Annotated in this window: 13 protein-coding genes; 5 read left to right on the top strand and 8 right to left on the bottom strand. The window is 40.7% G+C overall.

Going from position 1 to position 15187, the window contains the following annotated elements:
- Positions 1 to 117 precede the first annotated feature (117 nt).
- The 3 genes from AACX68_RS07575 to AACX68_RS07565 form a co-directional block, all read right to left on the bottom strand.
- Positions 118 to 720 carry a LysE family translocator gene (locus AACX68_RS07575; protein WP_228858698.1) on the bottom strand — a complete coding sequence of 201 codons (603 nt, stop codon included), beginning with the start codon at positions 718 to 720 and terminating at the stop codon, positions 118 to 120.
- Positions 721 to 862: 142 nt separating this feature from the next.
- A complete protein-coding gene (locus AACX68_RS07570) occupies positions 863 to 1498 on the bottom strand; it encodes a hypothetical protein (RefSeq protein WP_228858697.1) in 636 nt (211 codons plus the stop codon).
- A gap of 501 nt (positions 1499 to 1999) precedes the next feature.
- A complete protein-coding gene (locus AACX68_RS07565; protein WP_228858696.1) occupies positions 2000 to 2899 on the bottom strand; it encodes a LysR family transcriptional regulator in 900 nt (299 codons plus the stop codon).
- Between the two features lie 181 nt (positions 2900 to 3080).
- Here AACX68_RS07565 and AACX68_RS07560 point away from each other — a divergent pair, with 181 nt between their 5' ends.
- Both AACX68_RS07560 and AACX68_RS07555 read left to right on the top strand, forming a co-directional pair.
- Complete coding sequence (locus AACX68_RS07560; protein WP_228858695.1) at positions 3081 to 3791, top strand: MFS transporter; 711 nt, start codon at positions 3081 to 3083, stop codon at positions 3789 to 3791.
- A 13-nt stretch (positions 3792 to 3804) separates the two neighbouring features.
- Entirely contained in the window at positions 3805 to 4260 is a 456-nt protein-coding gene (locus AACX68_RS07555) for an MFS transporter (protein WP_228858694.1), read from the top strand.
- A gap of 226 nt (positions 4261 to 4486) precedes the next feature.
- On the opposite strand, the gene AACX68_RS07550 is transcribed toward AACX68_RS07555, so the two are convergent.
- The 5 genes from AACX68_RS07550 to cecR are packed head-to-tail and all read right to left on the bottom strand — an operon-like array spanning position 4487 to position 10243.
- Positions 4487 to 5593 (bottom strand): ABC transporter permease, encoded by a 1107-nt coding sequence (locus AACX68_RS07550; RefSeq protein WP_228858693.1) that lies wholly within the window; start codon positions 5591 to 5593, stop codon positions 4487 to 4489.
- 12 nt (positions 5594 to 5605) lie between these two features.
- A complete protein-coding gene (locus AACX68_RS07545) occupies positions 5606 to 6784 on the bottom strand; it encodes an ABC transporter permease (RefSeq protein ID WP_228858692.1) in 1179 nt (392 codons plus the stop codon).
- Complete coding sequence (locus tag AACX68_RS07540; RefSeq protein WP_228858691.1) at positions 6781 to 8517, bottom strand: ATP-binding cassette domain-containing protein; 1737 nt, start codon at positions 8515 to 8517, stop codon at positions 6781 to 6783. The genes AACX68_RS07545 and AACX68_RS07540 overlap by 4 nt, the downstream gene beginning before the upstream one ends.
- A 9-nt stretch (positions 8518 to 8526) precedes the next feature.
- A complete protein-coding gene (gene hlyD, locus AACX68_RS07535; RefSeq protein ID WP_228858690.1) occupies positions 8527 to 9516 on the bottom strand; it encodes a secretion protein HlyD in 990 nt (329 codons plus the stop codon).
- Between the two features lie 49 nt (positions 9517 to 9565).
- A complete protein-coding gene (gene cecR, locus AACX68_RS07530) occupies positions 9566 to 10243 on the bottom strand; it encodes a transcriptional regulator CecR (RefSeq protein WP_228858689.1) in 678 nt (225 codons plus the stop codon).
- A 271-nt stretch (positions 10244 to 10514) separates the two neighbouring features.
- Between cecR and rhlE the strand changes: the two genes are divergently transcribed.
- The 3 genes from rhlE (at position 10515) to AACX68_RS07515 (ending at position 14520) form a co-directional block, all read left to right on the top strand.
- Positions 10515 to 11849 carry an ATP-dependent RNA helicase RhlE gene (gene rhlE / locus AACX68_RS07525; RefSeq protein WP_228858688.1) on the top strand — a complete coding sequence of 445 codons (1335 nt, stop codon included), beginning with the start codon at positions 10515 to 10517 and terminating at the stop codon, positions 11847 to 11849.
- A 4-nt stretch (positions 11850 to 11853) separates the two neighbouring features.
- On the top strand, positions 11854 to 12825 hold the full coding sequence (gene dusC / locus AACX68_RS07520) for a tRNA dihydrouridine(16) synthase DusC (protein ID WP_228858687.1): 972 nt from the start codon (positions 11854 to 11856) through the stop codon (positions 12823 to 12825).
- Between the two features lie 420 nt (positions 12826 to 13245).
- A complete protein-coding gene (locus tag AACX68_RS07515; RefSeq protein WP_228858686.1) occupies positions 13246 to 14520 on the top strand; it encodes a bifunctional O-acetylhomoserine aminocarboxypropyltransferase/cysteine synthase in 1275 nt (424 codons plus the stop codon).
- Positions 14521 to 15187 lie beyond the last annotated feature (667 nt).

Below are 15187 nucleotides of genomic sequence, written 5' to 3'. Positions count from 1 at the left end.
ATATCAAAGTAATAAGGAATATACTAAAATTATGCCAGCATGTTTTTACTGGCATTTATTATGACCTGTTTATCAATATGAATTGAATAAATTATGGCCTTACAACATCAATAGCTTTTAGCCTGACATAAAAAAAGTGTATATGACCGTAATTGCTAACAATAGACCCATAGTGAGATTAAAAATCTTATAATGTTCAGGTATATTCAAAATTTTCCTAATAGTAATTCCCAAAACAGCCCATGCTGAAATTGATGCATAACAGACAATAAAAAAAATCGCACAAAAAAGTAGTAGTGTATTAATTTCGGCATCATGACTACTAAAAACGGATATGCCTGCTAAAGACACAATCCATGCTTTTGGATTAAGCCATTGGCACATTACCCCCTGTATAAGGGATGGAGCACTAATCTTTAGCTCACTATTATCACTAACCCTTGTATTTTGTACAGCAACTTTATAGGCTAGGTATAATAGGAAACAGCCTCCTATATAAGTAAGAGTTTCGGTTAGGTATGGTATTTCATTTATAAATTGAGCTAATCCAAAGCCTAGTAAAAATAGAATTGATACAAAACCAATTGTAGCACCGGTTATATGTGGAACAGTTCTAATATATCCGCAATTAGCTCCGGTAACTGTTGCTATTATGTTTACAGGCCCTGGCGATATAGAAGTTACAAAAGCAAAAACTGCCATTGCAATTAATTGAGTCATAAGAATTTTCATCCTAAAAGTCAGTGATTTTATGTTATCAGGCGAGTATTGCCAAGACTAATAGCTAGTATTGCTACTGTGTTTGTAATTACTCCAAAAGGAAGATTTTTATCGATTATTGATACAAAATTTTTGTTATCAATTATGCAATGTTCCTTTTATGAATTCGGCTGTTAAAAAATACTCCCCATGTCATTTCAATATGTAGAGGATGAGATATTGGTGTAAGCCCATAATGTTTAATTGCGTTAGCATTGGCTAAGCAACAATCAATATCGCCATTTACAACTAGCCTCGCTCCATGGCTTGTAGAGTTTATAATTTCTAGTTCTAAACAAGCATCAGATATTCCAAATATCCTGTTTTTAGGCGATCTAATTAAGCTCTCCAAACGAGATAGGGAAGCGTAATGTGTGGCTACTTTTATGGTCTGTTGCTCAGCTATTTTTTTCTTTAAAGCAAGATAAGTTTTACAGCCAAGATAATAATCAGGAGGTGAATAGAAAAAGGATCCAATTAGAATGGTGTTTTTGTCCATGTAAAAGTTATCTACTTGCTGATATGCGTTGGTGACTAGAAGAATGCACGATTCATTTTTTTTCATATAATTAGAGGCGAGTTCAAAAGTATCAAAAAGAAGTATATCTAAGGGTTTTCTAATTAAGTTTCTCAGATATTTTGCTGCTGATTGACTGCTTGCTCCTTCGGGACCAAGAGTTGCAATTGAAGAAATTTCTGGTGGATTTTTAATCCAAAAATCATCAGTTCTAAATATCATATTTTAATTCACATAATTTGGTTTTACATTAACTATACCTCTACTACAATGTTAAATATTGTATAAAATTGTTGTTTGTAAAATTGAAAGAGTAAGAGTCAGAAATCTATTTGAATTTATTGTTAATAAATGGATTTTGCATTCAACCTGATAAATTACCTTACATTTAGTACTCCATTACGATAATTATTTCAGGTGATTTTAAGTAGCTCTATCTCTATGTTGTGTTTTCTGTTCAATAACTTAACTACGTTTCCATAGAATAAGTTTTCACGTTTGGTAGACGAATTTACATTGAAAGATTCGTTTTTAGGATAATAGGCAGGGAGAAAACATGCTTTTTTAAAGTATTGCGGTCGAAAAATACTGTTCAAAAAATGGTAAAGGCACGTAGATTTGTCCTATTATGTCAGTTCTTTCCCTCTTCCAGACACAAATCATGAGGTTACTAAATTAACTATCATTGACGTATATTTATGCCACAGCCCTTGACTAATTTATTCATTTAAAGTAACCCACCTTAGCTAAGTTTATTATATGTTCTTTAACATATAAAACTCTTGGGTGTCGCAAGGAACTCTTATTCCAAACAAGATAAAAATTATTTTCTGGAGTATTAATTCCACCATTTATTTTGAAAATTTTTCCATTATTTAGTCCTTCTTCGCATAAATATTCAGGCATAATAGTCCAACCAGTGCTATCACTAATTATTCTTTCAATAATTCTTAGGTCGGATATGATAATTGATGGTAAAACATTAGCATCAATACCAAAAACCAATTTATAATAATCTCTAATTAAGGGTAATTGATTATCGTAAGAGATTAGTGGATGTTTCTCTAATATATCAGGGGTAATTAGTTTGTTTTTTAACTCATTTGCTATGGATAGTGATGCGACTATGATGAGCTTTTCAGTTCCAATTACTTCAAATCCAAATTTATTTTCATCCGGTGGTGAAGTTGTAAAAGCTAAATCACTATCACCATCATTCAGACTAGAATAAATTTTTTTCCTATCACCAATTAAAAATTTAAATCTAAGTTGTTTATTAGTGATAGTGGATAATATATTTGCTGATTTTGCCCATAAAAAATCTGCTGGTGCAATTATTCTTATAACGCCTTCAATTTTTTTTGACTTACCACGAATTAATGAAAGTTTAGTTTCAATTACATCCAAATGAGTTGCTATTTGAAGTGCAAGAGCATCGGCTTCAGCAGTCGGTGTAACACCATGAGAACGTCGAGTAAACAAGATATTTCCCATGAATGATTCTAGAGATTGTATGTGAGCAGATACTGCTGGTTGGCTAATCCCAAGCCTAGTTGCTGCTTTTGAAATAGAACCAGATCGATAAACATCAAGAAAACTACGTAATTGAATAAGGTAACTCATTGGAATTTCTCCTATCTAAGAAATAATTATAATTAATTATTGTGAAAGTATATTGAGCTACTTATTGAAAAATAAGTGATATAAAAATTCAGATATCATATCTAAAATAAAATTATTTTTATTATATCTACTCTGTAATTACTATGATTTTACATGGTAATTAGATATTTGGGAGTTAAATATGCCATTTGTTATTTATATTTTCTCTTTATGTGCGTTTGCACTCGGGCTGACAGAATTTTTAGTGATTGGACTTGTATCAGCTATTTCTAATGATTTTCATGTCTCAGTGGATTCAGTAGGCCTGACAATTACAGCTTATGCTGTAGGGGCGACGATTGGAGCTCCATTTCTTACTGCAATAACTACTAAATGGTCTCGAAAAGGTGTAATGCTCGTTACAATGGTGATTTTTTCTCTTGGAAGTTTGGCGGCAACAATTTCAAGTAGTGTTGAAATGATGATTATTTCGAGATTTGTGGCTGGACTTGCTCATGGATTATTTTTGGCTGTTTCCGCGAGTGTAGCTACTGCGCTTGTTCCCCCAGAAAAAAGTGGAGCGGCAGTAGCATGTGTTTTTACTGGGTTAACTCTGGCTCTTGCATTAGGTGTTCCAGTGGGAACATATTTGGGAAGTGTCATATCTTGGAAACTCAGTTTTTCTTTGGTTACAGTTTTTGGATTAGTTGGATTCATAGGATTGATTTTTTGGATGCCAGCTAATACAGGAGATAAAGAAAATGTTATGGTACATCCGATAAAATCATTATCTTATATATTTAGTCCTATTCTTCTTTTAGGTGCACTTGTTACTGTACTGGGTTATACAGGTGCATTTACTTTGTATATATATATCACCTTTGCTCTATCAGGTAACCAACGTTTCAATTGAGACAGCAAGTTATATGATGTTATTTTATGGAGTATTTGCTGCCGTTGGTAATGTAATAGGTGGAAAAATGACAGATTTTCTTGGGACGGAACGTTCTGTTATGACAATATTATTGTTATTAAGTGCTGATCTATTACTTATGTACTTCTTCGGAAACTCCATGATAATTATGGGTATTCTCGTCGCTACCATTGGTGCAATTTCTTATGCAGCAGTTCCTGCTATGCAAGCTAGAGTAATAAATATTGCTAAGAATTATGTTCCTGAAGCAATTCCAGTGGCTTCAGGACTTAATATTGCAGGTTTTAACTCAGGAATAGCTTTAGGTTCTGTTGTTGGAGGAGTCATTATTTCTCATGCATCTATTATTTATCTTGCATTAGGTGGAGTTATAATATCTTTGGCTGGTGTGTGTGTTATGTTCTTGACTCCAAGACCAACTAAGGCCTTTGTAGGTCAGGATAAGTAACATGTTTATGTAGTATTTATATGGCTTGGATTCGCCTAATAAGATAATTCTATATTTTCAGTTGTATGAGAGTGTATTATATGACAACGGTTAATATTAAACTTGTATTCACAAAATTTAAATATTCTTTAGATAAAGAGTATTATTAATATTGCCGTTGTCTCATTACCCTATTTTATATCTCTATTATTAAATTTCATCTGTCAGATCATTATAAATTAAAACATCACGCAATTTTGCTCCGAAATAACCGATAAGCAATTCCACTTGTTGTTACAATAATCACCAGTAAAGGCCATAGGCTGTGCCAGATCACCGAAAAATCAGCGCCTTTCAAATAAATCTGTTTAGTGATGTCAGTAAAGTGCCGGATTGGGTTTATCCATGTTATATCCTGTAACCAGATGGGCATGTTCTCAACGGGAGAGATATATCCAGAAAGAAGGATGGCAGGCATCATAAATACAAACACGCCGATAAAAGCCTGTTGTTGTGTTGAACAAATAGCGGAAATGAGCAAGCCAAACCCGACCAGAGATAGCCCATAAATCAGGATACAGCCGTAAAACAGCAGTAGTGAGCCTGAAAATGGAATTTGATAACATAATGTTCCAATCAGCAAAACGATACTTGCCTGCACGGTTGCTACCACTAACGCCGGAATAGCTTTACCAATGAAAATTTGCCATGTGGTCAGAGGGGAAACGAGCAATTGGTCCAATGTTCCCTGTTCTCGCTCTCGGGCAACGGAAAGAGCAGTGACGATCAGAACGCCAATGGTTGTTATCATGGCAACCAGAGATGGAACCACAAACCATTTATAATCCAGATTGGCGTTATACCAGTTGCGGATAATGAGTTCGCTGTTATTGATCCCCGGTGTATTACCCTGTAATTCTTTCTGATAGTTCATCACTATTTGTTGAAGATAGTTGGCAGCAATTTGTGCGCTGTTTGAGTTACGTCCGTCCAGCAGAACCTGAATAGAAGTAGAGGAATGGCTGGCAATATGAGCACTGAAATTTTGTGGAAAACGAACTAATAGCAAGGCATCACGGTTATCCAGTGTCGGTCGAATCTCCTGAGAGCTGTTCAGCATAATCAGATCAGGAAAGGCTTTAGAGTTAGCCAGCCGTTGGGTCAGTTCGATGGATGCCTGCCCTTTATCTTCGTCATAAATTGCGATGGTGGCATTTTTAACTTCCAGTGTTGCAGCCCACGGAAACAGTATCATCTGAAAAATAACGGGCAGAATCAGAGTCGCCCGTGTCTGAGGATCTCGCAGGAGAGACTGTAATTCTTTCATGACGAGTGTATATAGGCGATGAAACATGTTCTTTCCTTTTTAATCCAGATGTCGGCGGGTTTTCCATGCAGTCAGGCCAATAAACACGATGGCGCTGGCAATTAAAAACAGCAAATTTGTGATTAAAACGGTGCCGATATTACCTGCCAAAAACAACGTTTGTAAGCTACTGACAAAATAACGGGCAGGAACAATATAAGTAGAAAGCTGAATCAGCCACGGCATACTATTTATTTCAAATACAAAGCCGGATAGCATAATGGCGGGTAAAAAAGCAGCATTAAGGGAAATCATTGCCGCGTTAAATTGGTTACGGGTCACTGTTGAGATTAATAACCCCATTCCTAAAGCAGTAGCGAGATACAAGCTGGAAACTAAAGCCAGTATCCAAAGCGAACCATGATAAGGAATACCCATAATAAAGACGGCAAAAACCATGCAAAGTACCATGACGAAAGAGCCGAGCACCTGATAGGGCAGTAATTTGGAAAGCAATAATTCGGTTCGGGTAACCTGAGTGGATAAAAGGGCTTCCATTGTACCTCGTTCCCATTCGCGAGCGACAACCAGAGAAGTCAGGATTGCGCCAACAACTGTTATGATAATTGAAATCGCACCGGGAATCAGAAAATGCTGGCTGATTGCAGCCGGATTAAACCAGTAGCGGATTTGCATATCAATGAGTGGGGTTGTTGAGGTTCCCTGATTTTGCCCTCGTTGCTGTAACCAGATTTGCCAAACCCCTTTAGCGTAACCCTGTACAAAATTGGCTGTATTAGGTTCACTGCCATCTGTGATCACCTGAATTGGTGCATGATCACCAACCCGGGCAAGCTGTGCATCAAAATTGACCGGAATAACAATAATGCCGCGAATTTCACCGGCCTGTATTTTATTGATCAAAAGCTGGCGATTATTGCTGATTGTGGCATCAATATAAGGTGATCCGGTGAATGCATGAACCAGTTCCTGTGCATCTTTGCTTTGTTGCTCCATCAAGATACCGAGGCGAAGTTTACTGGAATCAAGATTAATCCCGTAACCGAAAATAAATAACAGCATAAGTGGAATTACGACAGCAATTAAGGTACTGCTGGGATCTCGTATAATCTGCTTACTCTCTTTAATACAAAGTGCTTTTAGTCGCCGCCATGAAAAACTGACTGCTTTTGGAGTTTTGGGAGCTTGTTCAGCATGATTTTCTTCATTACGACTCATTGCGGCTCCTTATCGTAATTCACCACGAGGTCGATAAAAACATCTTCCATTGACGGGTTAGGGCACTCTGTCGTTGATACCTGTCGCTTCAATTTGTCAGGTGTACCTGCCGCAATTAGTTTTCCGCGAAAAACCAAACCGATACGGTCACAATACTCTGCTTCATCCATGAAATGTGTCGTGACCATCACGGTAACACCTTTATCCACCATCCCATTGATGTGTAACCAGAATTCACGGCGTGTCAGTGGATCAACTCCTGATGTCGGTTCATCCAGAAACAGAATATCGGGTTCATGCATCAGAGCGCAGGCAAGGGCCAACCGCTGTTTAAAACCGAGTGGCAGGCTGTCGGTCGTTTGGTGCAAAATGGGTTTCAGGCTAAAAGCACTAATCATTTCTGCCATTTTTTTCTTTTGCTGGCGACCAGTTAAACCATAAACGCCGGAAAAGAATTTCAGGTTTTGCTCTACAGTTAAATCACCATAGAGTGAAAATTTTTGCGCCATATAACCGAGGTGCTGGCGAGCCTGACCTGAATCAGTCTTTAAATCCATATTCAATACCAACGCATTACCATGTGTCGGAAGCATCAATCCACACATCATTTTGAATGTCGTAGATTTTCCGGCTCCATTGGGCCCCAGTAAGCCGAAAATTTCCCCTCGTTTTACCTGAAAGTTCACATGATCTGTAGCAGTAAAATCGCCGAATTTTTTTGTCAGATTACGGGCTTCTATTACGGTTTCTGTCGGATTTGGCGGGATCTGCGGCATGATTTCTGCCAGCTCTGAACGGCGGGAAGGGATGCCACCCAGTAAATCAATAAAGGCATCCTCAAAACGTGGTTCCGCATCAAAGAGCTTGATATCAGGTAGCCCTAGTTGCTGACATAGCTCAGCACTGTCAGCGCCGGCTCTTAAAATTAGCCGAAGGTATCTGCCCTGAATTACGCCATCGGTGACTTGTGGCAATGTGAGTGCCTGTTGCAGAATTTTCCGGCGGGAGTCTGGTTTGATATCAAGCAGAAAAGAGCGTCCGGCAATACCCTGAGTCAGTTTTTGCGGCTGACCGCGATAAAGTAATTTCCCCTGATTCAGCAATAAAACATCAGGGCAAAGTTCGGCTTCATCTAAATAAGAGGTGCTCCATAAAATCAGCATGCCATCAGAAGCAAGCTCATGCACCATTTGCCATAATTCCCGTCGGGCAATGGGATCTACACCTACACCGGGTTCATCAAGCAATAACACTTTGGGGCTGCCGACCAATGTACAGGCCAGACCTAGCTTTTGTTTCATCCCGCCGGAGAGCTTACCTGCCAGTCGGCCAGTAAAGCGGGTTAAATCAGTAAAAGTCAGTAGCTTCCGGAAAGTGGAGTGTCGCTCTTCTCCAGTTACACTACGCAGATCTGCATATAAATTGAGGTTTTCCTGTACGGTTAAGTCTTCATACAGGCCAAATTTTTGGGGCATATAGCCCAGTTTAGAACGAACTTCGACACTGTCTTTGATGGGATCAAGCCCCATGATTTCAATAGTGCCGCGATTTGGTTTCAGTAACCCGGCCAACATTCGTATCAGTGTGGTTTTTCCCGCACCATCCGGGCCGACAAGCCCAGTCACAGATCCTCCGAACAGCTCTGCATTTAACTGGGATACCGCCGGAATTTCTAACCCCGGAAAAGTTTTCTCCACACCGTTCAGTTTTATTGTATAGGCTGAACTGGTCATATTGTTGCCTTACTTGTCTGAGTCAGTAAAACGCAACGTAACCGGCATTCCTTGCTTTAGCCCTTCATCTGGATCACTGACAATAATACGCAGGCGATAAACTAAATCTGTCCTCAAGTCGGGAGTTTCAACATTTTTCGGGGTAAATTCTGCGGTCGGGGAAACAAAACCAATTTTGCCGTGGTAAGGCTGATTTTTTCGGCCATCGGTATAAATCAGAATATCTCGTCCTGCTGTTGCCTGACTGAGATTTGGTTCATCAATGTATGCTCTTATCCAGACAGGATTAGTCAGTGATAGCGTAAAGACCGTATTGCCGGCGGCCAGAATTGTACCCGGCTCAATGGCTCTGGTAAGGATAATTCCGTCGGAAGGGGAAAGAAGATGGGTGTCCTGTAAATTGAGTTCAGCCTGAGCGACAGTCGCTTCAGCCTGAGCTAACTGGGCTTTGGCAGTAGAAATATCTTCTTTACGATTTCCCGCCTCAAACTGACGTAATTTATCTTTGGCTGCCTGATAAGCGGCCAATGCCTGATGTTGCCCGGTTTTCGCATTTTCCAGATCGTTGGCTGAAATCATTTTGCGTTGCCATAATTCCTGCTGGCGCTTCAGGAAACTATCAGCGAAGCGGAATGCAGATTCTTTTTGGGCAACTTCAGCACGCACCTGTGCAATTTCTTCGGAGCGATAACCTGCTTCTGCTTTTATAAGATTTGCTTTAGCAGCATCGCGGTTGGCTCTGGCCTGATTCAGGGCGTTAATAAAGGGAGAGTTATCGAGCTGGCCCAGAAGCTGGCCTGCGGTGATGGTATCTCCTTCATCCACTTGCAGGGTTTCCAGCTTGCCATTGACCCGGAACCCAAGGTTGACTGTTCTGATATCAACATTGCCATACAGGGTTAACTCTTTGCCATTTCGTTCCTGATAATAGTAAATACCAATGACAGCAGTAATAATGATGATCGCTAATAGGACAAGAGCAAACTTTTTAGTGTTCATACTACTATCCCTTATACGTTATTAAATTTTCGAATCGTCCTGCGGGCGGTTATTTTTTCCTCAGTCCATTAAGTAATATATTAATATGCTGAGTTAAAACCTGATTAATTAACTCGTATTCTCTGGTACCAATATTATCCCAGCCGGTCTGACGTAAAAGGGCTTCCCGTGCCAGCCGGAAAGAGAGGATTTCCCCTAATAAGGCATGTGTGTGGATTTGGGTGGAAACGTGACCTTCATCAGCGCCGATATAATGGGCGATGAGTTTATTCAGGCGGGAATAAATCGGAGCAAGTCCCTGTTCATGAATAACACTATAAGCTTCTGTCGGCGTCAATTGTTCATGCGACATAATACGGCTGAGATTAAGGCTGCTTTTATCGAAAATGAGATGGTTATAGCTGATTAGCCCCTGATGAATAAATGTCAGTATCTGTTCTGGCGGATAAGGTTGAGGCGTTGTGATAAAAAATTGGTCAATAGACGCAATCAGCAGGGAAAATTCTGCTTTCAGCCTGTCGGCAATATGTTGTGCAACAGCAAGGTATAGCCCTTCTTTAGAGCCAAAATAATAAGCAATGGCGGCGATATTTTGTTTTGCGTGTTGAGCAATATTACGGGTAGTTGCACCTTCCAGACCTGATTTACCAAAAATCTCTAATGCAGATTCAAGAAGTTGTTGCTTAGCTTGTTCGCCTCGTGACGTCTGAGCCGTTTTCGCTGCCATGTTGGAAAATATCCTGTGATAAGAGCCATTAAAATGGTCATAAATATATCAATCGTATGATTAACTTTAAAACTAAAGCATCCTGATGTAAAGATGACATAAATTTACCTACGCTTCATGCTGTTTGAAAAAACATATCTGTTATAATGCCGCACCTATGGTGCATTGCAGTTTATGTAATTTCTAAGCGTTTTATCGCGTCTTTTCTCTTCCCATAAAACTGCCCCTGAATTGATATCAGGAATGGTGAAGTCTGGAGTATTTCTTATTTATGAATTTTGAGTCACTCGGCTTGAAGGCTGATATTTTGCGTGCCATTGAAGAACAAGGATACGCAGAGCCTACCCCTATTCAGCAACAGGCGATTCCTGTTGTGTTGTCCGGTAAAGATCTACTGGCGAGTGCCCAGACCGGAACGGGGAAAACGGCAGGTTTTACTTTGCCTATCTTACAGTTATTGAGTGAATCTCCCATTCAATCTAAAGGGCGTCGCCCGGTCAGGGCTTTGATCCTGACGCCAACCCGTGAACTGGCGGCACAAGTAGGGGAAAATGTCCGCAATTACAGCAAATATCTCCGGCTACGTTCCTTTGTGGTATTTGGAGGGGTAAGTATCAACCCGCAAATGATGAAATTGCGTGGTGGAGTCGATATTTTAGTCGCAACACCAGGGCGTTTGCTGGATCTGGAACACCAAAATGCCGTAGACCTATCCCACGTGGAAATGCTGGTCCTGGATGAAGCGGATCGTATGTTGGATATGGGTTTTATTCATGACATTCGTCGGGTACTGAATAAACTGCCAGCCAAACGTCAGAATCTGCTGTTTTCAGCAACATTCTCGGATGAGATCAAAAATCTGGCTAATAAATTGCTGCGTGATCCGGTCAGTGTCGAAGTTGCCCGTCGTAATTCAGCTTCTGAGCAAATTGAACAGGCTGTTCATTTTGTAGATAAGAAACGCAAAGGGGAATTGCTTTCTTATATGATTGGCAGCCAGAACTGGCAACAGGTACTGGTATTTACCCGTACGAAACATGGCGCAAACCGTTTGGCAGAACAGCTCAATAAAGATGGTGTTACTGCGGCAGCGATTCATGGCAATAAGAGCCAGGGGGCCAGAACCCGTGCATTGGCTGATTTTAAAAGTGGTCAGATACGGGCATTAGTTGCAACGGATATCGCGGCCCGTGGACTGGATATTGACCAGCTACCTCATGTTGTTAACTATGAATTGCCGAATGTTGCAGAAGATTATGTGCATCGTATCGGTCGTACCGGTCGTGCCGAAGCAACAGGGCAGGCAATCTCTCTGGTATGTGTTGATGAACATAAGTTATTGAAAGATATTGAGCTCTTGTTGAAGCGGGAAATTCCGCGTATCACCACTCCCGGCTATGAACCTGACCCTTCGATTAAAGCAGAACCTATTCAGAATGGTCGTAACGGGCGCAGCAATCAGCCCCGAGCTCAGCGCACCGGTGATAAACAGGGCGCTAACCGGCAAAATCATGGCCACTCACGCAACAAGAATGTATGGCCAAAGAATGCCTCATCACAGAAACCTCGCAATCGCAGACCAGCTAAAGCGGTAGCAGGAGAGTAATACCATGCGCGTTTTGCTGGCTCCGATGGAAGGAGTTCTGGATTCACTGGTCAGGGAATTGCTGAGTGAGGTCAATGATTATGATCTCTGTATTACGGAATTCCTGCGGATCGTGGATAGCTTATTGCCGGTAAGGTCTTTTTACCGTTTGTGTCCTGAGCTGCATCGCCAGAGCAGGACGCCATCGGGAACACCGGTCAGGATACAGCTTTTAGGGCAAGATCCGTCATGGCTGGCTGAAAATGCAGTCAGAGCGGTGGAATTGGGTTCGTGGGGAGTTGATTTAAATTGTGGCTGCCCTTCCAAAACCGTCAATGGTAATGGTGGCGGGGCTACATTACTGAAAGATCCCGAACTTATCTACCGTGGAGCCAAAGCCATGCGGCAAGCTGTACCGGCAGAATTGCCGGTTACAGTCAAAGTACGTCTGGGATGGGATTCCGATGCCCGGCAGTTTGAAATTGCAGATGCTGTTCAGCAGGCAGGTGCAACTGAACTGGTAGTGCATGGACGTACTAAGGAAGATGGCTATAAAGCAGAACGCATAAACTGGCAGGCGATTGGCGAGATCCGCCGTCGCCTTGCCATACCGGTTATTGCAAATGGAGAAATATGGGACTGGCAAAGTGCACAGGAGTGTCTCAAAGTCACCGGATGTGATTCAGTGATGATTGGCCGTGGTGCGCTGCATGTGCCGAATTTAAGCCGTGTGATTAAATTTAATGAACCGAAAATGTCGTGGCATGGTGTGCTCCGGCTATTACAGAAATACACCCTGTTGGAAAAACAAGGGGATACCGGTTTATATCATGTTGCCCGCATTAAGCAATGGCTTGGTTATCTACGCAGAGAATACAGTGAAGCTGAGGAGTTATTTATGCAAGTCAGGGCATTAAAAACATCTTCGGCTATAGCTGAAGTGATTTCTCAAGTTGTAGAGAACGACATGTATTTGATTGATAATGCATTGGTTTAGTTAACGTATCTTCAGTTTCCTCTCAGTTTCTATGATGATAATGATGTTATTTTTATCGTTATTGTTCTCTATTCTGAAAGATGCTATACACTTCGTTTTTCAGGTTGCGTCTTTGCTGGTTGCACTTATTCACCCCAGTCACCTTTTTTATAGACATACGGTTATCTATGCTTTCGGGGATGGACACCCTTGCTGTTGCGATGTAGCCTGAAATAAATTGTGTATACATATTGAGAATTTCATAAGCAAATTGTCTGAATTGACCACTTCAGTCAGTTGGATTGTCACAAACTTGATCATTTGTTCCGTGAGACACTTCTTCATGTTTTGCTGATGTTATTCATCATCGGATGCTGAAGCGGGCCTGAGAAATGTCTATTTCATTATGACCTTACTTGTAATTCAATGAAGGAAATGCCAATGAAATTAGAAACACTGTCCATCCATGCCGGTTACTCTCCTGATCCTACAACTAAAGCGGTTGCCGTCCCAATTTATCAAACAACGTCCTATGCCTTTGATGATTCGCAGCATGGGGCTGATTTATTTGATTTAAAAGTTGAAGGCAACATTTACACCCGCATTATGAACCCGACTAATGATGTGCTGGAAAAACGTATTGCTGCTTTAGAGGGGGGAGTGGGTGCACTTGCTGTTGCTTCTGGCATGGCAGCAATCACCTATGCTATTCAGACAATTACTGGCCTGGGAGATAACATTGTTTCTGTAGCAAAATTGTATGGCGGAACTTATAACTTGATGACACATAATTTCCAAAATATTGGGATTGAAGTCCGTTTTATTGATCATGACGATCTTGCTGCTCTTGAATCGATGATTGATGAAAGAACCAAAGCCGTTTTTTGTGAAACGATCACTAATCCAAGCGGGAATATTGCTGATATCAGCGCATTCGCTGATATTGCTCATCGGCACGGTATTCCACTTATTGTCGATAATACCGTTGCAACACCTTATTTGTGTCGTCCGTTTGAACATGGTGCCGATATTATCGTACATTCCCTGACCAAGTATATTGGTGGTCATGGAAATTCCATGGGCGGAATGGTGATTGATTCAGGCAATTTCCCCTGGGCAGATCATAAGGATCGTTTTGCTGTTTTGAATACGCCAGATCCTTCCTATCATGGTATAAATTATCTCGAACATTTTGGTGTAGCAGCATTTATTGCCCGCTGTCGTGTTGGGCAGCTGCGTAGTACTGGTGCATCCCTTTCTCCTTTTAATGCCTTTTTGATTTTACAGGGCCTTGAAACACTCGCTCTTCGTATGGAACGTCATACTGAAAATGCCTTGAAAGTTGCTCAGTATCTGGAACAACATCCTCTGGTATCCTGGGTTAAATACGCCGGACTACCAACACACCCTGAATATGATTTGGCTGTACATTATATGGGGGGTAAACCTTCTGCTATTCTATCTTTCGGTATTAAAGGAGAGGAAAAAGCAGCAACACGTTTTATTGATGCTCTGCAACTGATTACACGTTTGGTTAATATTGGTGATGCTAAATCATTGGCTTGTCATCCGGCATCTACAACTCATCGTCAATTAAATGAAGAAGAATTGATAAAAGCCGGCGCATCACGTGATTTGATCCGTTTATCTATCGGCATTGAGCACAGTGATGATATTATTGCCGATCTTGCACAGGCGTTGGATATGGCAAAATAATTGAAATATACCAATGAATTGCAAACTATGTTGTAGCGGCGAAGGAATGACAAATTCGTCATGAACGAATTTGTCCAGCCAAAAGCTGGCCTCTGGTGAGAGGCAGGAGCCTCTCAGTAATCCTGTAAAAAACAGACGATTCTATATTCATAACCACGTACCGAGGATGAGTGGCTATATTTGCCGACTCCGATGGCATCCACACATTGTTTTTTATCGGGTATATAGAATTCATATAATTATACACATCGTCTTTCAAGTTGCCTCTTTGTTAGCTACGCTCACTCATCCCGGTCACATAGTTATCTATGCTCCCGGGGATGAGTTCCCTTGCCGTCGCGATGCATCTTGAAATCCATTGTGTATATAATGTCCGGATTATTTTTCGATTAATTCAATTTTTAAATATCTGAGGAAATGTTTAATTAATCAAAAACAACAATGATATTAAATTAATTAACGACATATTTTGATTTAACTGAACCCTATCATTCCTTATGATTATTCATAAACTGCCTGCTTTCTACTATTTGCAATTTTTTTAGTTAGTGTCTTAAATTAGGGAATGTAGTTAAGACATTCTCAATAAAATCTCATCAGGGCGTTAGCTCTTATTGATACCCAATATACCCAGAGTTTCGAGCTGCATCGCGGCGTCAAGGGCGTT

The sequence above is a fragment of the Xenorhabdus sp. PB61.4 genome (assembly GCF_963894935.1).
Classification (GTDB): Bacteria; Pseudomonadota; Gammaproteobacteria; order Enterobacterales; family Enterobacteriaceae; genus Xenorhabdus; species Xenorhabdus stockiae.
Note: the sequence above shows the minus strand (reverse complement) of the source record. Positions and strands in the feature narration are given on the sequence as shown.